The following is a 24,038-nucleotide window of genomic DNA, read 5'->3' as shown; positions in this document are numbered from 1 at the left end:
TTTCCGATTGATTCTATACTGACATCAGGTAGTAGCTGTCAGAGTAGACGCGGTCATGAAAACAAATCTCCCCAACAATCAAAAAGGCGCCGTGGCCATTGAGTTCGCGGCGGTGTTCGTGATTTTTTTCGCGGTGTTCTACGGGATGATCAGCTACAGCCTGCCCTTATTGCTGATGCAGTCGTTCAACCACGCCACGGCAGAAGCAGTACGGCGCAGCGTGGCGCTGGACCCGAACTCGCCCAACTACGCACAAAATGTCGCGCCGCTGGCCAAGCAGATCGTACGAGAACAGTTAGAGTGGATTCCCTCTACCTTCCAGTTTCTGCCCGCACACATCGACGCGACATTCACGGCTGGCGTGCTGAAGGTCGAGATCAAGTATCCGTCGAGCAATATCGCCGCCGTGATGCCATTTATTGTGCTGCCGGGCATCGGCAGCGTGCCAAAACTGCCGACAACGCTGCATGCTAAATCGAGCCTGCAGTTTTGACCTCGGGCGACAAACTCTTCGGGCGTCTGCTCGGTCGCAGCAGCGTCCAAGCTCTCAATCCACCCGCAAGAATTCCCGACGCTGGCTTGCACCTGCATTTGGATCATCAGGGCCATGTAGTGCAGGTCAGCAATGCCTTGCGCCAACAATTGGCCCAACACCCCACGGGCGATACCCGGCCACTCTTGCGTGACATGCTCCACGCCGGCAGCGCGCTGAGTATCGAAGGCATTCCCGCCGACTGGCAGCGGCACAGCCTGGACCTGGACTTTCACGGCGCCGACGGCAACGTCCTGCATTCCCGCGGCTGGGTCGAACCGGAGGGTGAAGGCTGGCTGCTGCGACTGCTGGATATCAGCGACCTGCTGACCGGCCGCGAATCGGCCCGGCAGCGTGAACAGAGCCATCAGCTTGCCTGCCAGATGAGCGAACAACTGCGGGTGTGCAGCTTGACCCGCCTGCCGCAGGTATTCAACGAACACCTGAACAGTCTGGCCCAGCGCTGGCGTATCCCGTGCGTTGCCTTGGCGCTACTCGATCAACAGGATCAGGGCTGGGTGGTCTACAGCCAATACAACGCCCACGACGCGCCCCAATTGTGGCAACCCGGCCAACGCCTGGGCACCAGCCTCGACAGCCTCAATGGCAATACACCGCTGGGCCTGAATGTGATTCAAGGCCTGCGCGAACATCCTCGCTTGCACGGGCTCTTCGCCGATGTCGATGGTTTTCTGGTGCCCTACCGCGACAGTCAGGGCGTCGCAGCCTGGCTGCTCTGCGGGCTGTACCAAGGTCAACCCGGCGTCAGTGATCGCGACTGGCTGAACCTCACGGCAGCCCTCGCTGCACCGTTGCTCGATCGCCTGCGCGAGCAACGCCACCATCAACAACTGGAGCGCCTGGAAGCCCTGCAAGGTTTGCTCGGCACGGGCTGGTGGGAGCTGCTGCCAGGCTGCGACGAAATCCACCTTGCCCCCCAACTCATGCGCAGCTTGAGCATGGAGGATGCACCGAACAAACAACTGCTGGGCGACTGGCTGGAGCTGATTCACCCCTCGGATCGCCAGGAGTTGAACAGCCGCTTTCAAGACTTGCAAAACCTGGGCAAACCCTTGTTGAGCAACGTGCGCCTGCAACGCCAAGACACTCACCAGAACCCGATCTGGTACCGCGTCCAGGGCCAAGTGCTGGGCGCGGGCGACAATCGTCGCTGGATCGGTTTTATGCTCGACGTCAGTGACGTCAAGAACCAGCAACTGCAAGCCGCCGCGGCCCATGCCCGCCTGGACAACCTGATTGCCAGTTCCCCGGCGGTGATCTATGTCCAGCGTTACGTCAACGGCGCATTGCATCCGACGTTTTTCAGCGACAGCCTGTTGCCTTTGCTGGGCTGGACCCTGGCCGAATGCATTCATGTCACCGCTGTGGAATGGATCCACCCGCAAGACCGCGACACCTATTTTGAACGCACTCGCACATTACTTCGCGAAGGCAGTGTGCGCAGCCGCTACCGGATGCGGGACAAACAGGGGCATTACCACTGGCTGCTGGACGAAGCCAAACTGCTGCGCGACGACCTCGGCTTGCCGGTGGAAGCGGTCGGCCTGTGGCTGGATGTCACCGAGGCGACTCTGGCGGCCCAGCACGTCAAGGAAAGCGAGGAGCGTTATCGAATTCTCGTGGAGGATTCACCAGCGATGATCTGCCGCTATCGCCCGGACCTGACGCTGACCTTCGGCAATACGCCATTGGCCAACTACCTGGAATGCACACCCGAGCAACTGGCGGGGGTCAACCTGGGCCAATGGTTATCGGATGAGCAACGCAGCGCCTTTGTAAAACGCATCAGCCAGTTGAGCCCGGAGTTTCCCGTCAGCACCGCCGAAATAAACTTGCAACTGCCGGGCCGCGAGCACGCCTGGTGGGTCTGGTCCGACCGTGGCGTATTCGACGAGCAAGGTCAGTTGCAGGAAATACAGGCCGTGGGCCGCGACAACACCGAAGTGCGCCGCTCCCAGCAACAACTGACACAAAGCGCAAAAATGGCCACCCTCGGCGAAATGGCCACCGGCCTGGCCCATGAGATCAATCAGCCGCTGAACGTGATGCGCATGGCCATCGCCAATGTGCTCAAACGCTTGAGCAATGGCGATGTGCAGGAGGACTACCTGACGGACAAACTCCAGCGCATCGACGCCCAGGTCCAGCGCGCGGCCCGGGTGGTGGACCACATGCGCGTGTTCGGCCGCCGTTCGGAAGTCGAGCAACAGCCCTTCGACCCCGCCCAGGCGGTGGAAGGTACCGTGTCACTGCTCGGCGAAGGCCTGCGCGGCAAAGGCGTGGACTTGCGCATCACTGCGGCGGACTTCAGCGTGCAGGTCAAGGGGCATGCCGACCAGTTGGAGCAGGTACTGATCAACCTGGTGGTCAACGCCCGTGACGCGCTATTGGGCAAGCGCGAAAAAAACCGCGACTTCCAGCCGTGGATCGCCCTGCATTGCGAGCATGACAGCCGTCACATGCGGATTTGGGTAGAAGACAACGCGGGCGGAATCGATGCCCGGTTGCTGGAGCGGATTTTCGAGCCGTTTTTTACCACCAAGCCGATTGGCGTGGGCACCGGGCTGGGGCTGTCGGTGAGCTATGGGATTGTGCAAAACATGGGCGGATGGTTGAGCGTCGCCAATGGGGAACAAGGGGCGAGGTTTTGTGTGGAGCTGCCGGTGGTGGGTGAAGGTTAGATCACCAAAACAGCAGTGCCACGGGGCTTGCAACTCAGGTTGGCGCCCACTTCAACCAGGTTCAGGTTGATTCCCAATGTATTTAATAGGCCGTCCACGATCGGGTCTAGAAGCGGGCTGAGCACATTGCCAATGACTTCACCCAAGGTGCCATTGATGCCGTTGAGCAATGTGCCCGTGGTATGCAGCAAGCCTCCCAGAAGGTTGAAACCCGTGGGCTTGTAAACCTGGAGCTCGACCCCCTGCAAAGTCTCCCTGAGAGAGTCCACCAGACTTGTCGTGGGAAAATCATGAAATAGGGGCGGTTGCTTTATTTCCGGCGGTTGATTGTAGGTATAAGGGCCGAGGGAACTTGTCGTCCCGCCTACGTCGCTCTTTATACTCAACCCCAGCCCGCCCCCATAAAAAGGTTTGCGACTGCCGGCATCACAAGTCGTTGGCCCGAGCCCCAGCAGAGGTTTAAAGCAGGTAATCGCGCCGATATCGACCACGGGAAGCGGAGGAATCGGGTCTAGAGGAGGGCTGGAGCCGAAGGAGTTATATAGATCCGGGCTGCGGCCTATTTTCACCGTGACAACCGAGGCGTTGGTTTGCGTAGTCAGCGTTTTGGTCGCCTCGCTGAGGCAGGTGTAGCCGGTTACATAGCTCTCGGCGCGGCTCAGTTCAAGGATCACATCGATACTGGGCACTGATGGAGTGGTCGATGAGGAGAGCAGTTTCAGATCCGTGCGCTCGCAATAACCCCCCAGTGCACACAGCAACGAGGTCACGGTCCCGGCCAGATTAAGGCTCAATAAGTTATTCAGTGTGTCGGTAAGCGGGGCCACCAACCCGTTCAAGGCAGCATCTACCACAGGTGAGCCCAGCACTGGCAAGCTCAACGTCAGGCCAAGCCTAAGCTGAGCCGTGCGCACATAGATCCGGCTCGCCTGTTCTTTATCCTTGGCAAAAGTGGGATCACCGATAGCCGACAGTTGTGGAGGCTCGATGACCTTGAGCTTCACACCCGCGTTGAGCAGCCCAGGAATGTTGACCGGAATCTCTGCCATCACGGCGTTGTTCTTGTTGGCCAGTTGAATGAACGCTTCAGCCAGTTGAAACACATTCAGATTGGTATTGAGCCCTGCGGACACCGCCCCTGTTTGCAACTGCAAAATACTGCCCAGGGTGACATCCAGATCACTGACCAGCGCGTTTATCTTTGCAAGCCCATCGACAGCTACCGTTGCCGTGCTGCCTCCGTTTTGGAGCACAGTGATTGCCGTTTCTATAAGTTTGTCGAGCTTGACGGTCTTGTTGAGCAGCTCATTGTAGCTACCTGCCTGTACGCCCACGGCCAATGCCAATTGGTCCAGGTAGCTCAGCAAATTGATATCGGTATCAACCAACCCCTGCCAACCGGCAACATCCAGATTCAGGTTCCCACCCAGCAGCTTGCCGAACACCAGGTTCAACACATCGGATTCGGTGGAGTCGACCTCAATCAACGTGGTCTTGATGGTCAATTGGGCCTGAGGGGGCAATACTTTCGAGGCGGCGACGGCTTTGGTTGTCAACTGGGTGGTTGTGCTGATACTGGTGCCGTTGAACAGTGACCAGACTCCGCCTGCGATACTGGTCAGGACCGGGCGTGAGGCCGTTACTTGAATGGCCTCCACCTGGGCCGGGTTTTCCGAAAAGACACGCAGATTGTTTGCGCCGGTCGACAACACACCACAACGCACCTCCAACGAATTGCCCTGAGGGACGCTAAAGCCATTACGCGACGCGTTCGCCGTGGCAAACTCAGTGGCCGTGTTGCTACCGACCGCCAGGCAGTCGCCCTTGCGGCTGATAGCTTCCAGGGCGGCTGTATCGGCAATCGCCTGCAACTTGCGCTTTTCCAGATATAAACGTCCGCTGTCTACCACCAGCAACATGCATACCAGTGCCAACGCCAGGTTACCGGCGAAGACCAGGCCAATCGCACCACGCTGCCCTGAATAGCCCGCCAAACGGCCAGAGCGAAGTCGGGGAGACATCGAGCACTCCTTTGCCGGCGAACTGCCGAGCGCTTACTCTCCTATGTTGAGCAGCAGTGTAGTCAAGGGTTGGTGTACGCGCTGGCATCTTGCCACTTTTGCGACTGGTGGAAGCCCGGTTGCCGTTGTTCAGCGCGGTGGATAGTTGGAAAGCACCTTGGTCACCGTCGTGCGGATGGCCGCGCTGCGGTCCTGCGGGCTAGGCGTGCTGCTCATCATCTGCTCGTCACTGCCGCGCCACACCAACTTGCCGTCCTTGCCGTCCAGCAAATCGATCTGCAGGGTAGCAACCTTGTAGGTGACGTTACGGATCTCGTTGTACATCGGCGCCCCCCAATAGCCATTCCATGGCCCGCCCCAAGCGCCGCCGTAGTTGGTGGTGACTTGTTGCTGGCGGTCTTCGACGATCAGATAGGCCTGCACGTTCAGGTCAGCCTTGGCCCCGGACGGCGCTGCACGCAGGCCTCGCTGGTCGAGTTGATCGGCCACCGCCTGGCGGATGCGTTGTTCGGTGAGGTCGCTCTTGATCCGCGGATCATCGGGGCGGTATTGCAGTGCAGGCTCTTTCCAGCTCCAACTGCGGTAGGCGCCAAAATCGCGGCTGGCATCAAAATCGTGGTTGACCTGGCTGGTCTGGCAACCGCCCAGCAGCACGGCAAAAACAATTAAAGCGATACGACTCAACATAATGGTTCTCCAAGGCATTATCCGCCTGAGATGAGAATAGTTGTCAGCTTGGAGGATACGCCGTCATTGCCTTTTGCACAGCCTGGCGCAACGCATCACCGCGCTCGCTCAAACTGCCCTGGCTACCGGTTTCGGCACTGGCACTCCACACCGGCTGGCCACTGCGGGCGTCGAACAGGTTGACCCGCACCACCACGACCTGCACTTCATAGGTGCGCACAATCGGCACCGAGTTGTACATGCCATACCCGTTGCCGTAACGGTTGTAACCGCCGTAGCCGTAACCATAGTCATCCCGGACCTGACGCAGGCGCTTCTCAAGGCGCACATCAGCGCTGACCAGCAGGTCCGGCGCCCGGTTGTCATGCAGCGGGCGCAAGCCACGCTGGTCCAGGGCGCCGCTGACCGCTTCGGCAATCTGCGCCGAATCGGCCCAGGCTGTGCCCGCCGGCAGTTGGCCGTTGCGCCAGGCCCAATTGCGATAGGCGCCGTAATCGCGCACCGGCGCCGGGTAGGCGCTGGCATCAAAGGTCTTGGCGGCCTGGGCAGGCGCCGGCGGCATGGGCCTTGAGGCCGCCACATAAGGGTTGTTGCTCTGACAGGCGCCAAGCCCCAGGCAGAGCAGGATAAATCCGACACGCCGCTTCATTTCAACCTCCGCAGACTGGACCGCTTAAACCGGACGGCAGATCCAGTGCAAATACCGTCCAAGCCCCGCAAAGCCTGGATGACGACGGTGAGCAAGCTCCATCTCCAACAAGTCCTGCAAACTGGCGCGAGCCTGGAATTCCGGCGGCATATAGTCGTGGAACACCCGCACGCCACTCTGGCTTTCGACCTGCCACAGCCCCTCTAGTTGCGTGGCCAACTCCCGTGGGTCAAGGGGCTGTTGCGGGGTCAGGCTCTGCTTTTCGCCGGCCATGTCATTCTTGCGCATCTTGCGGAAGTGGCCTTTGAGCAGGTTGCGATAAATCAACGCATCGCGGTTGTAGAAAGCCAGGGACAACCAGCCGCCGGGCACGGTCAACTGGTGCAACACCGGCAGGATCGCGTGGGGTTCGGCCAACCATTCCAGTACGGCATGGCACAACACCAGATCGTAAGGCTCGGTGAGTTGGCCCAACAAGTCTTGCCAGGGAGCCTGGATAAACGTGGCCTGTTGGCCGGCTTCGGCAAAGCGCTGACGGGCGCCTTCAAGCATCGGTTCGGCGGGTTCTGCCAAGGTCACCTGATGACCGCGTTCGGCCAGCCACAACGACATATGGCCCAGGCCAGCACCGATATCCAATACCCGTAACGGCCGGTCCGGCAAAGCTTCGATCAAATCGGCCTGCAACACCGCGAGGCGAATCGCGCCCTTGGCCCCACCATAGATCTTCTCGGCAAATCGCGTCGCAAGCTGGTCGAAATGACGATCACTCATGGGCAAACCGCCGCTCGCTGTCAGCCAGTTTGGCGCGTACCACTTGATCCATGTCCAGCCCCAGTTCGCTGCACAGCAGCAAGAGATACAGCACGATGTCACCCACCTCCTGGCCGGCATGGGCGAGTTTGTCCGCAGGTAACTGGCGGGACTGGTCTTCGGTCAGCCATTGAAAAATTTCGACCAGTTCGGCCATTTCGACGCTGGCGGCCATCGCCAGGTTTTTTGGACTGTGGAATTGTTTCCAGTTGTTGTTATCGCGGATGCGATGCAGGCGTTCGGTAAGGTGTTCGAGATTCATGGGGGGCTCCTGAAGCGCTATAGCTTCGGGCGGATAGGCGACGATAGCAAGTGAATCCGTGGCGGACCTCTGGACTGGATATGCCGCCAAGAATCCCCCAGCAATAACCACTCAATCCACCACGTTAAACTCAACTCTGGCCGTCTGCCCCGCCTCATCCAGCACACTCAGTTGATAGCGCCCCAACTGCTCGAAACCGGCACTGATGCTGTCCTGGTTGGCACTGTCCCCCAACGGAGCACCATTGAGGAACCACCAGCGCCGCCCGCTGCCCCCCAGCGCCGAGATCTTCAGACGCAACGCCTGCAAGCTCGTCGCAGGCAAGCGCAGTTGATCCCCCTCACGCACGCCCACGATCGACAGCGGCGATGACGCCGCCAACGTCGGTGGCGGACAAGCAGGATCAGGGGCCGGAATCCGCGCCTCGCGCCGCTCTATCCTGGGCAACCAGGGCTCCAGCGGTGCCGGCCACAAGGCGATGTCCCGAGACACCGCCCCGGGGCAGTTGGCTGCGACACGCATCCCCCTGGCGTTTACCCAGACTTTCTCCACCAGGCCCACGCTCAACGGCTGGTCCAGCGCCTGCAGGGTCGGAGGTGTGGTCTTGTCCAGCGTCCAGGCAAAACGCTGGCGGCGGCAATTGGAGTCACTACGGCTCATTGGCTGGCCCAACGGCCAGCAGATCGCGGCCACGCCGACATTCATCGGCACCGGTTTGACCGGCGCCGTGATCCCGCGCTGACTGTCGCGATTGGTCAGCACATCGTGAACCTGCAACATCAACGGCGCCGCCGACGCCAAGCCAAACTGGCCCGGCACCGGCGTGCCATCTGGACGGCCGATCCACACGCCAATCAGATAACGCGGCCCGACACCAATGGCCCAGGCATCACGAAAGCCATAACTGGTGCCGGTCTTCCAGGCCAGCACCGGGCGTTGCACCAACTCGGCCCGAGGATCGCGATCCGGCCGCGCCTGGCCACTGAGGATGCGCCGCACAATCCAGGCCGAGCCCGGCGACAGCAGTGGCCGCTCTTTGAGCTCATCCTGCGGCTGCATGCGAATCGTGGAGCTCTTGCCATCCCTGGCAAAGGCGCTGTAGCCACTGACCAAATCCTCCAGTCGGCTACCGGCGCCACCGAGGATCAGCGCCAGGTTCGGCTCCGCCAGTGTCGGCAGCGCGAGGGGCATGCCGCCGATGCGCATTTCGCCGGCAAACCGTTTTGGCCCGTAGGCTTCCAGCAATTGCACCGCCGGAAGATTCAATGAACTGGACAACGCGGTACTGGCCGGCACCGCCCCCGTGAACCCCATGGAAAAGTTGCCCGGTCGATAGTCGCCGTATCGCCGTGGCACGTCCTGCAGCAGCGACTCCGAATGGATCAGCCCGGCATCCAGCGCCATGCCATACAGGAACGGTTTCAACGTCGATCCTGGCGAACGCAGGGCGCTGATCATGTCGACGTGACCAAAGCGCCGGGCGTCGTTGATATCCACCGAGCCCAGATAAGCCCGCACCGCCATGCTTTGTTCTTCCACCACAAGGATCGCCGCCGAGGTGTGCTCCGGCAGGCGTGCGCGCCAGCCCAGCAGCAGGTCCTCGAGACGGCGTTGCAGGCTGGCATCGACGGTGGTGCGAATCAGCGGCGGGCTGTCCGGACGATTGAGGCGGCGAGCAAGCAATGGCGCAAGACTTGGCTCCTGGCGCGGCGCCAGCAACAGCGGCTCTTCAAGCGCTTCGTCGACAGCGGCTTGCGGCCATACCTGAAATTCGGCCAGGCGACGCAGCACCTTGTCCCGCGCCTCCTGGGCACGCTGCGGATGACGATCCGGGCGCAAACGGCTGGGTGCCTGGGGCAACACCGCGAGCATCGCGGCCTCGGCGTGGGTCAGTTGTTGCGGCGACTTGCCCAGGTACGCCCAACTGGCCGCCGCGACGCCCTGCAGCGTACCGCCGAACGGCGCACGATTGAGGTACAGGTTGAGGATCTGCGCCTTGGACAAATGCCACTCCAGCTGCGCCGTGCGCCAGAGTTGGCGCAACTTGCCATGGAGGGTTCGCGAGTGAGGATCCAGCAGGCGCGCCACTTGCATCGACAAGGTGCTGCCACCGGAGACCACCCGCGCGCCCGTCAGGTTCTGCCAGGTGGCGCGCATCAGAGACAGCGGATTGACGCCGGGATGCCGGTAGAACCAACGGTCTTCATAGGTCAGCAAGGCATCGAGGTAATACGGCGAGACCTCGCGGTTTTGTACCGGGTAACGCCATACACCATCGGCATCGGCGAAACGCCACAATGGCGTGCCGTCTTCGGCCAGCACCACACGGGCCAGGTCGTCCTTGGGCAGGGGCAAGGGCCAGAGGCGATCGGCCAGCCATAGCAAGGCTATCGCCAGCAACAGGCTCCCCAGGGTCCAGCGTGCAACTAATCGCAAATTCAACCGGGCAAACCTCTATGCTTCAAGGGAACTCGCCCGCGGGATTGACGACCAAAGGCTCAGGTCCGGCAGATACGCCCACCATTTCATCAGGACACTCATATGCAGGTAGAAAGCTTTTTTGACTGGCTGGGCCAGGCACTCGGTTCGGTCATTCGTTTTATCGTCGACGGGCTCAGTGGCTTGTTCGGGGCCCTGACAAATGCCGGCGGCAATTTCATCGATGGATTGTCCCGCACCTTGGGCATGGATACCTCGATCATCAGCATCATCACCCTGATCGTCGGCTTGATGTTGCTGTATTCGGCAGTCCGCGCCTTTATGCGGGCCTCGATCATCATGGGGATTATCTGGTTGTTGCTTGGGTTGTGGCTGCTCAGTTGGGTCGTGCATTAAACAAAGACCCTGTGGCGGGCTTGCTTATGTGGGAGCGGGCTTGCTCGCTCCCACACAATCCCGCGCCTACATAAAGATAAGGCCGATGTTGCGTTTAACGCCCCTTGATCACCATATCCTCCGGAGTCTGCCCCACTGCCTGCCAGTTCGGTCGGTACATCGACTCCACTTGTGGCGGCGGCACCCGGTAAGTTCCCGGGGTTACGGCACGAGCCAGGTACAGCAGGTGCGTGGTGCCATAACCGTCCAGGTTCAACGCCGCCACATAGCGGTCATCGCGAAACTCCTGATGCTTGATCGACGCGTTCTGCATTGACTCGCGCCACTCTTTGACCTGGCTGCTGGCGTTTTCCAGGCTGGCGGCGCTTTGCGCCAGGTTCTGGTTTTCCAGCTCCAGGCCTGCCGGCAACAGGTCCACCACCAACGCATCCGGCACCCGCTGCTTGTTGGCGCTGACAGCCAGATGCACCAGCACCAAATCCCCGCTGTTGAGGTTACGCAGGTTCAACGGCTGGCCATCCATCCCCAGGTATTCACGACGAATGCTCAGGTTTTCACCACCCGCGGCAGGCGGCTGCTGCGGGTAGCCGGAGATGCTCAGTTGCTGGTAAACCGGCTCGCTGCCTTGATTGCGCAAGGTCAGCGGTGAAGCGAGCAATGCACCTTCCAGCTTCAAGCCGGACTGGCCGTTGTTCAGCTCGCGGGTTTCGCCGCCACTGCTCAATTGCGCGGTCCAATTGGCTTCCGGCTTGCCCAGCAAGCCACGACCAGCAAGGAACAGCGAATTGCGCTCCTGGGTCGACAACCACTGGCTGGCCGCCATCTGGTCGGACAGCTCGAACAAGCGCTCTTCACGCGTGCCCTTGGCCAGATCATTTTCCTCCAGCAACGCCAGGATCATCGCCTGGTCGCGCAGCGGGCTGCCATAGTCGGCCAGCCAATCTTCGCCTTTGCGCTTGGCTGCCAGCCCGGCAATCAAGGCCTGATCGGCGCGTGGCTGATCGCCCATCTTCTGCAAGGCAATTGCCAACTGCACCAGCGGCAGACCGGAACGGGCCTCGGTACGCCGCTCGAACAAGCTGCGCAACGCCCCCAGCGGTGCCTGCTGGCTGCCAGCCAGCACCATGCCGGCGTAGGCCTGCACGGCGAAGCGGGTGTGGTCGGCATTCTCGCTGTAGTCAACTTCGATCAGGTTGCGCTCCTGCACATAACGCAGCAGGCGCTCGCTGGCTTTTTTCAGGGCTTGCGGCGGCACGGCGAAGCCCTGGTCACGGGCACGCAGCAGGAAGTCCGTGACATACGCCGTCAGCCAATATTCTTCCGCGCCATCGGCGCCCCACAAACCGAAGCTACCGTTATAGCGCTGCATACCCAGCAGGCGCTCGATACCCAGCTCGATCTTGCGCTTGCGCTCGGCATCCGGCTCGCCCTTGAGGCCCAGACGCGTCAGCACCTGGGCGTCAGCATAAAGCGAGGGGTACAGGCCGCTGGCGGTTTGCTCCAGACAACCATACGGATAGGCCTTGAGTGCGCGTATCTGCTCGCCGAGGTTCAACGGCGGACGGCTCGACAAACTCAACAGGGCCTCGCGGCCAGCCGGTTCGAACAGCGCCAGTTCGGCTTCCGGCAGGCTCCAGGTTTCATCCTTGAGTACCGCACGGTACTGCTTGAGCAGCGCCGGGTAGGCCGGGCGTACACCCAGCGTCCATTCACGGCTGAACGGCGGCAGATTCTCGCCCGGCAGATCCAGTCCGGTGACGCTGACCTTGACCTTGCCCTGGCCAAACCCACCCAGTGCGCGCACCGGGATGTGCAAGGTGGTGCGCTGGCCCTGGGCCAATTGCACGCTGTGAGATGGTTCGCCGAGCAAGGCCAGTTGACCTTCGGCAGTCAATTGCACGTCGAGTTTCTGGGGTTTGCCCGACAGGTTGGACAAGTCCAGCGCCAACCCGGTCTGATCGCCACCGGCCAGGAACCGCGGTGCCGACAGCTCGGCAACCAGCGGCGCAGCGATCACCGTCCTGGCTTCGGCCATGCCGTAGCGATCGTCGCTCCAGGCCTGGGCCATCAAGCGCAGCTCGCCGTTGAAATCAGGAATATTGACGCTGACTTCGCCCTCGCCTTGCTCGTTCAGCGCTACCGGCGCGCTCTGCAAGGCGACGATGGTGACACTGGTATCCGGGCGTTTGCCGCCCTTGGCCAGCGCCGCATCACCACCAAATGCCAGGCTGGCAAGGCGACCCTGGCCGGCTTCGATCAATTGGCCGTAAATGTCGAACTGGTCCACGCCGTAGGCCTTGCGGCCAAACAGGCTGGAGTACGGATCAGGTGTCGGGTATTCGGTGATATTGAGGATGCCAACGTCCACCGCCGCCACCAGCACATGTACCTGCTTGGGCACGCTGCCGTCGGCGTTTTTCGCGGCGACCTTCACCGTCAGCGGCTGCTTGGGACGCATCTTTTCCGGCGCGCTCAGGGTCAGGCCCAGTTTGCGCTGGGTGCGATCCAGCGGCAGATGCAGCAAGCCAACCGCACGCTTGGGGGTAACGTTGGCCTTGCGCTCACCCGGACGGATCACCAGGGCACTGACATATAGATCGTGCCGCGACCATTTCGGATCAAGCTTCACCGCAAAGCTCTTGCCTTCGGCCGGCACCTCGATCTCTTGCCACCACAATGGCCCTTCGCTGGACTCCACCAACAAATAACCGCTGCCGGCGGCCGGAGGAGTGACGGTAACATTGGCGGTGTCACCATCGGCATACGCAGGTTTGTCCAGTGCCAGCTTGACCTGGTCCGGACGCACTGCGCCGCCTTCGGTATTGTCCTGAGCCTGATAGCCCGCCCAGAAACGCACGCTGCTGATCAGACCTGTTTGCGGGTCTTCGACCTCGACGCGATAGGGGCCCCACTCCACCTGGAAGCTGACCTTGGCGGTATCGCCAGCCTTGATATTGACGGTCTGCTCGTCGAGGTTGAGAAATTTTTCGTTGTAGTGATAGCTCCAGCCATCGTTGTCCGAGTAGTTCCAGTAGTAATCGCGACGCTCACGAACCAGGCGCACTTTGACGTTCTCGGCTGCGAGCTTCTCGCCAGCCGGATTGGCCACCAGCACTTCAAACTCCGCCGGGCCATCGCCATTGGTTTGCGTGCCGTCGAACAGCCCGCGCAGGCCCGGCAATTGCTCGGCCGGCCATATCGGTTGTACCAGTCGCCGAGTAATCGGCCGGCCACCGGACTCTTGCAGGCTCGCCTGGACGATCAGTTGCAACGGCGATTTGGCTTCGGCCCATTTGCTTTCCAGGGTCAGCCGCTCTTCGCCCTTGGCGTCGAGCACGCTTTCATCGAGTTCAAAATCCTGGCTCAGCTCTTCCTCGGTGACGGAGCCGAACTGATAGCCCGGCAATGACTTGACCGCTTCACGCAACGGTCGCACATACACCTGGCCACTGACCCGATTACCGGCAGCCGGCGCGCCGTAGAGGTAGCGACCATTGACCTCAATGGTGGCGTTATCCGCAGGTTTGAGCGGGGTGTCGCTGCCCTTGAGCTCCAGGGCCAGACGCTCCGGCAAAAAGTCTTCGACGAGGAACTCGTAAAGCTGCGGCTTGCCGTCACCCAGGTCAAACACCAACTGCCAGCGCCCGGTCGGTGCTTCGCCGGCCAGTTGCAATTGATACTGATACAGGCCTGAGGCATCGGCATCCCACACAAATTTGCGGCTGACCTGTTCATCCGGGCGGCGCACCTCGACGCTTACCGGCTGCGGCTTGACAGCATTGCCATCGTTGTCGCGCAGCAAGGCATTGAGCAGCACGGTTTCACCGGGGCGATACAGGTCACGCGGGCCGAATACAAAAAACTGCAGCGGGTGAGCGGGCTGCCCACCGATATCAAACTCGGCCAGGTCCAGCGCTGCGCTGTCCAGGCGCAACAGGCTGGTTTGCTCGCCTTGCCTGGCCAGCAATACCTGGGCTTTTTTCGGCAGCGGCAACTCGGCATGCCCGCCTTTCTCGGTCTTGCCCTGGCCGAGTATGCGGCCTTCGGCGTCGAGGATTTCCAGGTCAACGCCGTCCAGGGCCTTGCCGCCTTCGAGCGCCTGGGTAAATACGTCCAGGCGATTGGCATAGCGGTGTACCGACAGGCCTATATCGCTGAGGGTGAACAGCGTGGCCGGTTGCGAGTAGTTGTAAGTGCCCGAGGCACGCATCACTGCCAGATAAACCCCAGGCTGCTGCAATTGCTTGAGGCCGGCGATGGGCAGCAACAGGGTTTCCCGGGTGTTGCGCGCCGGGTTCAGGTCAAAGCGCCCGCCATACACCAGGTCGGCCATGGGTAACAATTCGCGGGATTCGTAGCTTTGCAGGCTGGTACTGCGCCCCCACTGAGCGAGGAACGCCGGCAGGGACTCAGGCTTGACGCGGAAAAATTCGACGTCGATCTTGTCGACGTTCAGCGCGATCACCGGCAAACCTTCGGCCAAACGCGTCGGCAACAATGTGCCGCGACTGGCGAAGCCCACGGTGGCTTGCAGGTCGCGGGTTTCCAGGCGGCTGATGTATTCGGCGGCGAGCTTGGCGTCGTTGACGGCGCGCAGGCCGGCGTCCACTGTCAGCACCAACTTGCGTTGCGGCTCCAGGTGGCGCAGGCGCAACTCCATCAGGTTGTCGGAAAGCTCCCAGGCACCGTCGACCTTGCCGGACTTGCTGTCCACCAGGTGTAACTTGTCGGCGAACTTCTGCTCCGGATCCAACGGGATCGAAAAACTCACCGACAACGTACTGGCGCCATCCAGCTGGACTTCAGACACGTCCACCACACTTAACTCACGGCCGGCGTAACGCTGCTTGAGCGTCGCCACATCCACCGCGGGCTTGATCTGTTGCGCCGTGGTTACCGCCGCAGGTGCGGCAGGCGCAGCCGGTTTATCGGATGAATCACAGGCGCTCAGCAGAGCCAGGGCGCAGGCCAGGAACAATCCTTTGTCAAGCATGGGGCACTCGTTGTCAGGGGAGGCAAGGCATGAACTATATATCAGCTCAGGCAAAACCGTATTGCCAAGACGACGGTTGAACTGTCGACTGCGTGCCTGAGTCCGGGGCGGACTTGAGGGGTGGTTCTCAGCATCACCGCAGTTACAATACCGCTCCCCAAGGAGCCCCAATGACTGCCCTGCTCACCGACTGGCGCCACCGCCCCACCCATCGCCGTGTCTGGGCGCTTGCCGCGCCGATGATTCTGTCGAACATCTCCGTCCCCCTGGTGGCGTTGGTGGACAGCATGGTCATCGGCCACCTGCCCCACGCTCATCAGTTGGGTGCCGTGGCCGTGGGCGCCAGCCTGTATACCTTCCTCGCCTGGGCCATGGGTTTCCTGCGCATGGGCTCCACCGGGTTTGCCGCCCAGGCTGCCGGGCGCAATGATGGCGCGGCGCTGCGGCAAATCCTGCTGCAAGGCTTGTTACTGGCGCTGGGCCTGGCGATGCTGCTGGGTACGGTGGGCATCCCCTTCAGCCACCTCGCGCTGGAATGGATGCAACCTTCCCCTGAACTCAATCAACTGACCCGCGACTTCTTCCACACCCGCTTGTTCGGCCTGCCCGCCACGCTCGCCACGTATGCGCTGGTGGGCTGGTTCCTCGGTACACAAAACGCCCGTGCACCACTGGCGATTCTGTTGACCACCAACCTGATGAATATCGCCCTCAACCTGTGGTTTGTACTCGGGCTGGACTGGGGCGTAGTCGGCTCCGCTCGCGCCTCGGTCATCGCCGAATGGACCGGCGCCATCCTCGGCCTGGCCTTGACGCAAAAAGCCCTGCGCGCCTACCCCGGCCACATCGCCTGGGCGGCGCTCAAGGTCTGGCAAAGCTGGCGCGCGCTATTGGCGGTAAACCGCGATATTTTCATCCGCAGCCTGGCATTGCAGTCCGTGTTTTTCATGATCACCGTGCAAGGTGCGCGGCTGGGGGATGCCACGGTCGCGGCCAATGCGCTGCTACTCAACGGGCTGTTGCTCACGGCCCATGCCCTGGACGGTCTGGCCCACGCGGTAGAAGCCTTGTGCGGCCACGCCATCGGCGCCCATGACCGGCAATCCCTGCGGCGTTCACTGGTGGTGGCTGGCGGTTGGTCGCTGATTGCCAGTGTCGGGTTTGCGTTGCTGTTCACGCTGGCAGGTCATCTGTTTATCGCCATGCAGACGGATATTCCCAGCGTGCGCGCAACTGCCGATATCTACCTGCCGTACCTTGCGGTATTGCCGCTGATTGCGGTGTGGAGTTATTTGTTGGACGGCCTGTTTATCGGTGCAACGCGTGCGCGGGAAATGCGCAATGGAATGCTGTTGACGGTACTGATTGTGCTGCCGTTTGCATGGGTGTTGCAGGGGCTGGGTAACCACGGACTGTGGATAGCTTTCCTGCTGTTCATGGCGGTTCGCAGTCTGACGCTGTGGGCAATTGCTTGGCGACTGAATCGGCAGGGGCTTTGGTTAGGCGCAAGCTGAAGGAGCGCAGTCCAAAAATGTGGGAGCGGCGGTGCGACGATTCGACTTGCCCGCTCCCACACAAGCCCGATCTGTGCCTGCCTTATGAGGACAGGTAAGACGAACGGGTCAGCCCCAACCGCAACGCATCGAGGAACTGCGTCCGCTCACTGGCACTGATCTTGGCGCTGGCGCACTTGTCGCGGTAGTGCGTCATCAATTCCTCCGGCGACAAGTGCACGTAACGCAGCATGTCTTCGATGGTGTCGTGGGTCTCGATGCCGGCGCTGTACACCGAGCCATCTTCACGCTGGTAGATGTTCACCGAATCAGTGTCACCGAACAGGTTGTGCATGTCGCCCAGGATTTCCTGGTAAGCGCCCACCAGGAAAATCCCCAGCAGGTAATCCTCGCCATCCTTCAAGCCATGAACCGGCAGGCTGGTCTCGATGCTCTGTTCGTCGACGTATTGCTTGATCTTGCCGTCAGAGTCACAGGTCAGGTCTTGCAGCACGGCACGACGCAGCGGCTCTTCGTCAAGACGATGCAGCGGCAGGATCGGCAGTACCTGGCCGATGGCCCAGGTGTCCGGCAGGCTCTGGAATACCGAGAAGTTGCAGATGTACTTGTCGGCCAGCTTGTCATTGAGCTCGTCCAGCACCTGGCGGTGGGAGCGCTGGCGGGCTTTCAACGAGTTATGCAGGCGGCGGCACACGGCGAAATAGCACTGCTCAGCCAGGGCTTTTTCCGCCAGGGTCAGCTTGCCGTCGGCGTACTGGGTGGCCACATCGCTCATGTAGTGAGTGGCGCGCCAGTAGGTTTCGGTGACCATTTCGATGTCGGTCGGGCCCAGCAGGTCCACCAGCCATTGCACGGTTTCGGGCAGGGCTTCCTTGTTCTCGATCAGCGGTACGTCGTCGTTGTGTTTCTCGACGTCGGTGACTTGCACCACCAGCATGGCGTGGTGGGCGGTCAGGGAACGGCCGCTCTCGGAGAAGATATGCGGGTGCGGCAGGCTCTGCGCGTCGCAGAACTCCTTGAGCATGCCCACCACGACACCTGCGTAATCGTCCATGTCGTAGTTGATCGAGCTGGCGTTACGCGAGTGAGTACCATCGTAGTCCACGCCCAGGCCACCGCCGACGTCGATGTGATCCACCGGCAGGCCGAGGTTGCGCAGCTCGCCGTAGTAACGAATGGCTTCCTTGAAGCCGTGCTGGTAATCCGCCAGGTTGGCGATCTGCGAACCCATGTGGAAGTGCAGCAAGCGGATGCCCTGGTCCAGGCCAGCGCCGCGGAAACGCTCGACCACCGACAGCAGTTGCGCCGCCGACAGGCCGAATTTGGATTTTTCGCCACCGGTGTCGGCCCACTTGCTCGACGCCAGGGACGACAGGCGGACCCGCAAGCCAACCTGGGGCTTGACCTTGAGATTGGCCGCTTCTTCGATCACCAGCGCAACTTCAGACTCTTTCTCGATCACAATAAAGACGTTGTGACCCAGCTTCTGGCCCATCAGCGCCAGGCGGATGAACTCACGGTCTTTATAACCGTTGCACACAATGGTGCCGCCCTTCGGCGCCAGCGCCAGTACGGCCAGCAGCTCTGGCTTGGAGCCGGCTTCCAGGCCAATGGAAACGTTTTGCGTGGCGATGATGTTTTCGATCACCGCCTCCTGCTGGTTGACCTTGATCGGGTACAGCGCGGTGTATTTGCTCTGGTACTCCAGCCGCTCGATATTGGCATCGAATGCACCGGTCAATTGGCGCACGCGGTCTTGCAGGATGTCCGGGAAGCGCACCAGCAACGGCAGCGACAAGCCGCTCTTGCGCAACTGATCCACTTGCTCGTACAAATCGACAGGCGTGCTGTTCGGGCCGTTCGGACGGACTTCAACGCGACCGGCATCATTGATCGCGAAATATCCGGCCCCCCAATGGCGAATCCCGTAAACACTGCGGCTGTCCGCAACTGTCCATTGGCTGCCATCGTCTTTGCGTGTGCGTCGTACGGACATCGAAGTCCCCTATATAAAGTCGAAGAGCGCCACCCCAAGTCAGAGGCTGGCGCAGTCTAAAGTGTGAAAATGACGATTTGCCTGCAAGGGACGTAGACCTCACTTGCAGGACAGAGTTTAGACACAGGTCGGGAAGAGGCTTCAGCCGCCGGACTTCTTGGCCTTGTAACCGAGCTTGATCAGCTCGCCCAACAGCAACTCGACATGATCGCCCTGGATTTCGATGACCCCGTCCTTAACGGCGCCTCCGGTGCCACAGCGCTTTTTCAGCGTGGTGGCCAGCTCCTTGAGCGGCTCGGCAGCCAGGGGCACCCCGGTAATGGTAGTTACCGTCTTGCCGCCACGGCCTTTGCTTTCGCGACGTACGCGGGCAATGCCATCGCCTTCGGGAATCAGCGTCTGTTTGCAGGTGCAGGCGTCCACGGGCTGGCGACAGTCCGGGCAGTGTCGACCTGCGTCGGTGGAGAATACCAAGCCACCAAGGGCGGCGAAGGATGCGGCTTTTTTGGCCACCGGCAATCCTCTTGGGAGGACAAAGACTGATCAGGACCAGCAACCGGTCACTGACCGCGAAGCCCCACTCAGGCAGGGGCAGCGCTACCGAACCGCACCCATTAAGGGATATCGGCGCTTCGGCTTGAAAAGTCGCGCAGTGTAACCACAAAGAGCGCCCTTGCTAAGAGCCAAATGGCGCCAATTTATACAAGTTTAGCGACGTGAGGCCAGATAGCGGTGCAAGCCTTCCTGGGCATCCGGGCAATAGGGCTTGTGCCTGGCCTCCTCCAGGACCGTTTCGATGGGCAGAAAGCGCGCTTCCATCACCTCTTCCGGCTGCAAACGCAAGGGGCCGTCCCACACGGCGGAGAAGGAGCGGCACCACAGCCGGCTATCGCCTTCCTCGAAGTAGAAGTGGTCATGTTCGATCAACTCCACCCCGCCAACTCCCAACTCTTCCTCCAGCTCCCGGGCGGCAGACTCGGCATAGCTCTCACCCTCTGCCACCATGCCTCCAGCCGCCGTGTCCCAGAAACCGGGATACAAAGCTTTGCTCAAGGTGCGCCGATGTACACACAGTTCACCGGCAGAGTTGAACAGGAAGATAAAGGTACAGCGGCCGATCAGGCCGCGTCGGCGCAGCTCGGAGCGCACCAGGGAACCGAGCAGGTTGTCCTGCTCGTCGACCCAGGCGATCATTTCAGCATCGGAAGCCGAGCGATGCGCAGCTTCCTTGGCGGCCGCGTCCATTTTCAGCCCTGGTTAAGCAGTTGGCGCAAATCGATCACCGCCGCATTGGCCCGGGAAATGTAGTTGGCCATGACCAGCGAATGGTTGGCCAGCACGCCATAGCCGCTGCCGTTGAGGATCATCGGGCTCCACAGGGTTTCTTGCGATGCTTCCAGCTCACGAATGATTTGGCGCACGCTGACGGTGGCGTTCTTCTTGGCCAGCACATCGGCGAAATCAACTTCGATGGCGCGCAACAGATGAGACAAGGCCCACGCCTGGCCACGCGCTTCGTAGAACACGTTGTCGATTTGCATCCACGGTGTTTCCACCACTTCCTCGTCAACCTGCGGTACTTCGCCTGGCGCCAGGGTCTCGGTCTTCAAGGCGGTGTTGAGCTTGACCCGGCCAACACTGGCCGAAAGCCGTTGCGACAACGAACCCAGGCGCGTGGCGACATCCCCCAGCCAGTTGTTCAGGTTGTCGGCACGCGCATAAAACAGCGCGCCTTTCTGATTGGGATCGGACAGGCGCACTGAATAGCGGCTCAGGGAGTTGATGCCTTCCTGGTATTCCGATTCGCTGGACGGCAACACCCAGCTCTTGTTATCGAAGTTGAAACGCGGCTCGGCCTTGGCCAGGTCGGCGTCTTCCGCCGATTGCGACTGGGAGCGGGCGAAATCCTTGCGCAGGGCACGGGTCAGGTCACGCACCTGGACCAGCACGCCGTATTCCCAGCTTGGCATGTTGTCCATCCACAGGCCTGGCGGAAAACGGTCGTTGGAAATATAACCGCCTGGCTTGTTGAGCAAGGTTCCCACGACCGTCTTGAGGGTTTCGACGGTGGTGAAACCCAGCACCATTTGCTTGCCTTCTTTCTCCGCCGCCACTTGTGCGTTCTGCTGGACCGGGAACAAAGCAGGCTCGGCGCTCCAGTACCAACCCATCGCACCGGCGACCAACAGATACAAGACAACCAGGGTCAGCAGGGCCCGGCTCATCAGCAGATTGCGAAAATAACTGCGGGGGGCTGACTTGGGCGCAGGGCTTGGGCCCGGAGCGCTGCCTGCGCGGTTTTTCCAGTCCAGCATGGCGGATATCCTTCCAGTCACTTGAGTTCAATAGCTACGACCACAACCCTAACCCATCGTGCCCATGTGTGCGGGGCTTTTAATCGAGGCGGTGCAAAGGTGGCGCTCAACTATAAAGGATGGACGCTTTTGCGCCTATGCGACCGAACGGTCAGGAAATGAATCTTCAGGGTGCCGCATTAATTGACGTATGACATACGTGCAAATGTAAAGAGGTGCTAGCATAGAGCCATCAGTCGACCTCAGCATGCACCCTCACCTAGTAGTCAGGATATGACCGAGTCAGAAGACCCCAGCCGCGAGCGTCTCAAGCACCACTTTGCCCAGCGGGTAATTCATCAGGCCCGTCAAATTCTTGAGATCTGGCAGCGCTTGCAACGCAGCGAATGGTCAAGCACCGATTTGGCCGAGCTCAGCGAAGCCAACCTGCGTTTGTTGCGTTTTGCCGAACGCTTCGAACAGCCCGAGCACGGCCAACTGGCCCGGCACATCATCGATTCCCTGAAGGCGGTGGACGATAACCGCGGCCGCCTGAGCAGCCACTTGATCAGCGAACTCAATCGTTTGATGCAGCGTTTGTCGCGCACCGGTTTGCGCCAGGGCGACCAGCTCGACCAAACCCTCCTGCCACCGATGCGCAAGCCGATCTACGTGATGCTGGCCGATCACGACCGCGCCGAGCGCCTGGCCAAGCAGCTGGAGTTTTTTGGCCTGAGTGCGCAGTCCCTCGACAGCGTCGCAGCCTTCCGCTCATCCATGGCCGAGCGCCTGCCGGCCGCGATTGTGATGGACGTGGATTTCTGCGGCTGCGGCCTGGGCCTGGAGTTGGCCGCCGAAGCCCAGGCGGGCCTGGAGCAGAAACTGCCGCTGCTGTTTTTCAGCCTGCACGAAACCGACACCCCGACCCGCCTGGCCGCCGTGCGCGCCGGTGGCCAGGAGTTTTTGACCGGCACCCTGGAGGCCTCAAGCCTGCTGGAAAAAATCGAAGTCCTGACCTGCGTCGCGCAGTACGAACCTTACAAGGTGCTGATCATCGACGACTCCCGCGCCCAGGCGATGCACACCGAGCGCCTGCTCAACAGCGCCGGGATCATTACCCGTACGCTGATCGAACCGATCCAGGCGATGGCCGAACTGGCGGATTTCCAGCCCGACCTGATCATCCTCGACATGTACATGCCGGCCTGCACCGGCACCGAACTGGCCAAAGTGATTCGCCACAATGACCGCTATGTCAGCGTGCCGATCATTTACCTGTCGGCCGAAGATGACCTGGACAAACAACTGGACGCCATGAGCGAAGGCGGCGACGACTTCCTCACCAAGCCCATCAAGCCCCGGCACCTGATTACCACGGTACGCAATCGCGCAGCACGTGCCCGTCATCTCAAGGCGCGAATGGTGCGCGACAGCCTGACCGGGCTGTATAACCACACCCACATCCTGCAATTGCTGGAAGACTGTAGCTTCCGTGCACGTCGCGAGAACAAGCCGCTGAGTTTCGCAATGCTTGATATCGACCACTTCAAGCGGGTCAATGACAGCCACGGCCACCCCATGGGCGACCGTGTGATCAAAAGCCTGGCGCTGTTTCTCAAGCAGCGCCTGCGCAAGACCGATTTCATTGGCCGTTATGGCGGCGAAGAGTTCGCCATTGTCATGCCCGATACCGATCTGGATGCGGCCTGCAAAGTGCTGGACGAAATCCGCAGGCGCTTTGCCGAAATCCACTACCCGGCCCAGCCGCAGGATTTGTGGTGTACGTTCAGCGCCGGCGTCGTAGAACTACGCGACGGCTGCGACAGCCTGATGATGGCCGCCCAGGCCGACGAGGCGCTGTATCGCGCCAAGGATGCCGGCCGCAATCGGGTATTGGCTTCGGACCCGTCAAGGCAAAGTGCCATCTTTTCATCGAACTCCGCCCAATCCGTCATAACGCTGTAATGAAAACGCAATAACTTCAGGCACTTATCCTTCTGCCGTTGGTTGAAACCACGCATGCGCCTGAAGCTGCTGACGAATCTGAACACTCTCCTGCTGGTCGCCGTTTGCCTGGCCCTGGGCGCTACGCTCTGGTGGTCACAACGGGCGCTGGAGCGACCTTATCTATTGATGGAGCGCTATTTGGGGTTGTCCCAGACGTTCCAGAACCAGGTCGCGCGCAGCATTGACGACTACCTGGCCAGTGGCGATGCCCTGCGTTTGAGCCACGCCAGCCAGAGCCTGGAAGAACTGGCGCGGCAACTGGACTCGCTGCCACCGCAATTGGCGCAGGAGCTGCGCCCCAGCCTCGCCGACCTGGAAAACTTCAGCAAAACCGACCTGCTGGCCGCCGGCAAACTGGCCGGCGACCCGCAGGCACTGCTGCTGCAGGCCGAACGTGAACTGGGGGCCAATCTGGAACAACTGAGCCTGTACGCCACCGGCGTCAACTCACCGCAAGCGGCACGTTATCTGCCGCCGTTGCTGGCGGCTTCCCAGCATCTGGCCAAGCTTTCACTGGCCCGTGACAAATTGGTCAGCAGTGGGCGCAGCGAGTTGACCGTCGATGTCGAGCGCGAACTGACCAACATCCGCAGCCAGGCCGACCTCCTTGAACAATTGCCGCTGCTGGGCGTCACCGCCAGTAACGCGTCCAACAGCGACGATTTCTCGGCGCTGATGGGCCTGGAGAACAGCGAAAAAACCGTTGCAGTGGATACCGGCGTCGAGCTCAAAC

Annotated in this window: 16 protein-coding genes; 5 read left to right on the top strand and 11 right to left on the bottom strand. The window is 60.9% G+C overall.

From position 1 onward, the window contains the following. Window positions 1-55: 55 nt before the first annotated feature. Window positions 56-493 carry a TadE/TadG family type IV pilus assembly protein gene (locus tag OQ460_RS03130; protein ID WP_410020451.1) on the top strand — a complete coding sequence of 146 codons (438 nt, stop codon included), beginning with the start codon at window positions 56-58 and terminating at the stop codon, window positions 491-493. Further along, a complete protein-coding gene (locus OQ460_RS03125; protein ID WP_410020450.1) occupies window positions 490-3,234 on the top strand; it encodes a PAS domain-containing protein in 2,745 nt (914 codons plus the stop codon). Before OQ460_RS03130 ends, OQ460_RS03125 begins: the two co-directional genes overlap by 4 nt. Here OQ460_RS03125 and OQ460_RS03120 read toward each other — a convergent pair. From OQ460_RS03120 to pbpC, 6 genes are all read right to left on the bottom strand, one after another. Further along, the gene (locus OQ460_RS03120; RefSeq protein WP_410020449.1) at window positions 3,231-5,255 is read right to left on the bottom strand and encodes a pilus assembly protein TadG-related protein; all 2,025 of its coding nucleotides are present in this window, start codon (window positions 5,253-5,255) and stop codon (window positions 3,231-3,233) included. The genes OQ460_RS03125 and OQ460_RS03120 overlap by 4 nt on opposite strands. Window positions 5,256-5,384: 129 nt before the next feature. Then, window positions 5,385-5,942 (bottom strand): DUF4136 domain-containing protein, encoded by a 558-nt coding sequence (locus OQ460_RS03115; protein WP_410020448.1) that lies wholly within the window; start codon window positions 5,940-5,942, stop codon window positions 5,385-5,387. Between the two features lie 43 nt (window positions 5,943-5,985). Further along, window positions 5,986-6,591, bottom strand: coding sequence for a DUF4136 domain-containing protein (locus tag OQ460_RS03110; RefSeq protein ID WP_410020447.1), 606 nt, complete (start codon window positions 6,589-6,591; stop codon window positions 5,986-5,988). A 24-nt stretch (window positions 6,592-6,615) separates the two neighbouring features. Next, a complete protein-coding gene (locus OQ460_RS03105; RefSeq protein ID WP_410020446.1) occupies window positions 6,616-7,365 on the bottom strand; it encodes a methyltransferase in 750 nt (249 codons plus the stop codon). Further along, entirely contained in the window at window positions 7,358-7,666 is a 309-nt protein-coding gene (locus OQ460_RS03100; RefSeq protein WP_084381765.1) for a MazG-like family protein, read from the bottom strand. Before OQ460_RS03100 ends, OQ460_RS03105 begins: the two co-directional genes overlap by 8 nt. A gap of 111 nt (window positions 7,667-7,777) precedes the next feature. Next, the gene (pbpC, locus tag OQ460_RS03095) at window positions 7,778-10,108 is read right to left on the bottom strand and encodes a peptidoglycan glycosyltransferase PbpC (protein WP_410020445.1); all 2,331 of its coding nucleotides are present in this window, start codon (window positions 10,106-10,108) and stop codon (window positions 7,778-7,780) included. 99 nt (window positions 10,109-10,207) lie between these two features. Between pbpC and OQ460_RS03090 the strand changes: the two genes are divergently transcribed. Then, window positions 10,208-10,501: a hypothetical protein gene (locus OQ460_RS03090; protein WP_410020444.1), complete on the top strand. Its 294-nt coding sequence runs from the start codon at window positions 10,208-10,210 to the stop codon at window positions 10,499-10,501. Window positions 10,502-10,595: 94 nt separating this feature from the next. Here the strand turns inward: OQ460_RS03090 and OQ460_RS03085 are convergent, their stop codons facing one another. After that, a complete protein-coding gene (locus OQ460_RS03085) occupies window positions 10,596-15,494 on the bottom strand; it encodes an alpha-2-macroglobulin family protein (protein WP_410020443.1) in 4,899 nt (1,632 codons plus the stop codon). A gap of 170 nt (window positions 15,495-15,664) precedes the next feature. On the opposite strand from OQ460_RS03085, the gene OQ460_RS03080 reads away from it, so the two are divergent. Beyond that, complete coding sequence (locus tag OQ460_RS03080; protein WP_410020442.1) at window positions 15,665-17,008, top strand: MATE family efflux transporter; 1,344 nt, start codon at window positions 15,665-15,667, stop codon at window positions 17,006-17,008. 82 nt (window positions 17,009-17,090) lie between these two features. Here OQ460_RS03080 and speA read toward each other — a convergent pair whose 3' ends face one another. The 4 genes from speA to OQ460_RS03060 form a co-directional block, all read right to left on the bottom strand. Further along, window positions 17,091-19,004, bottom strand: coding sequence for an arginine decarboxylase (gene speA / locus OQ460_RS03075; protein ID WP_410020441.1), 1,914 nt, complete (start codon window positions 19,002-19,004; stop codon window positions 17,091-17,093). Between the two features lie 141 nt (window positions 19,005-19,145). After that, window positions 19,146-19,517, bottom strand: coding sequence for a translation initiation factor Sui1 (locus OQ460_RS03070; protein WP_410020440.1), 372 nt, complete (start codon window positions 19,515-19,517; stop codon window positions 19,146-19,148). A 195-nt stretch (window positions 19,518-19,712) separates the two neighbouring features. Next, window positions 19,713-20,249, bottom strand: coding sequence for an NUDIX hydrolase (locus tag OQ460_RS03065; protein ID WP_410020439.1), 537 nt, complete (start codon window positions 20,247-20,249; stop codon window positions 19,713-19,715). A gap of 2 nt (window positions 20,250-20,251) precedes the next feature. Next, window positions 20,252-21,319: a DUF2333 family protein gene (locus tag OQ460_RS03060; RefSeq protein WP_410020438.1), complete on the bottom strand. Its 1,068-nt coding sequence runs from the start codon at window positions 21,317-21,319 to the stop codon at window positions 20,252-20,254. A 273-nt stretch (window positions 21,320-21,592) separates the two neighbouring features. On the opposite strand from OQ460_RS03060, the gene OQ460_RS03055 reads away from it, so the two are divergent. After that, window positions 21,593-23,263, top strand: coding sequence for a diguanylate cyclase (locus OQ460_RS03055; protein ID WP_410020437.1), 1,671 nt, complete (start codon window positions 21,593-21,595; stop codon window positions 23,261-23,263). Window positions 23,264-24,038 lie beyond the last annotated feature (775 nt).

The sequence above is a fragment of the Pseudomonas imrae genome (assembly GCF_046352735.2).
Classification (GTDB): domain Bacteria; phylum Pseudomonadota; class Gammaproteobacteria; order Pseudomonadales; family Pseudomonadaceae; genus Aquipseudomonas; species Aquipseudomonas imrae.
The sequence above is the reverse complement of the archived record's forward strand: the minus strand, read 5'-3'. Positions and strand labels throughout refer to the sequence as shown.

Coding starts and splice junctions, on each gene's coding strand:
- OQ460_RS03085 (WP_410020443.1), bottom strand. CDS start 15,494: ATGCTTGACAAAGGATTGTTCCTGGCCTGCGCCCTGGCTCTGCTGAGC.
- OQ460_RS03090 (WP_410020444.1), top strand. CDS start 10,208: ATGCAGGTAGAAAGCTTTTTTGACTGGCTGGGCCAGGCACTCGGTTCG.
- OQ460_RS03055 (WP_410020437.1), top strand. CDS start 21,593: ATGACCGAGTCAGAAGACCCCAGCCGCGAGCGTCTCAAGCACCACTTT.
- OQ460_RS03110 (WP_410020447.1), bottom strand. CDS start 6,591: ATGAAGCGGCGTGTCGGATTTATCCTGCTCTGCCTGGGGCTTGGCGCC.
- OQ460_RS03130 (WP_410020451.1), top strand. CDS start 56: ATGAAAACAAATCTCCCCAACAATCAAAAAGGCGCCGTGGCCATTGAG.
- OQ460_RS03065 (WP_410020439.1), bottom strand. CDS start 20,249: ATGGACGCGGCCGCCAAGGAAGCTGCGCATCGCTCGGCTTCCGATGCT.
- OQ460_RS03115 (WP_410020448.1), bottom strand. CDS start 5,942: ATGTTGAGTCGTATCGCTTTAATTGTTTTTGCCGTGCTGCTGGGCGGT.
- OQ460_RS03100 (WP_084381765.1), bottom strand. CDS start 7,666: ATGAATCTCGAACACCTTACCGAACGCCTGCATCGCATCCGCGATAAC.
- OQ460_RS03105 (WP_410020446.1), bottom strand. CDS start 7,365: ATGAGTGATCGTCATTTCGACCAGCTTGCGACGCGATTTGCCGAGAAG.
- OQ460_RS03120 (WP_410020449.1), bottom strand. CDS start 5,255: ATGTCTCCCCGACTTCGCTCTGGCCGTTTGGCGGGCTATTCAGGGCAG.
- speA (WP_410020441.1), bottom strand. CDS start 19,004: ATGTCCGTACGACGCACACGCAAAGACGATGGCAGCCAATGGACAGTT.
- OQ460_RS03060 (WP_410020438.1), bottom strand. CDS start 21,319: ATGCTGGACTGGAAAAACCGCGCAGGCAGCGCTCCGGGCCCAAGCCCT.
- OQ460_RS03080 (WP_410020442.1), top strand. CDS start 15,665: ATGACTGCCCTGCTCACCGACTGGCGCCACCGCCCCACCCATCGCCGT.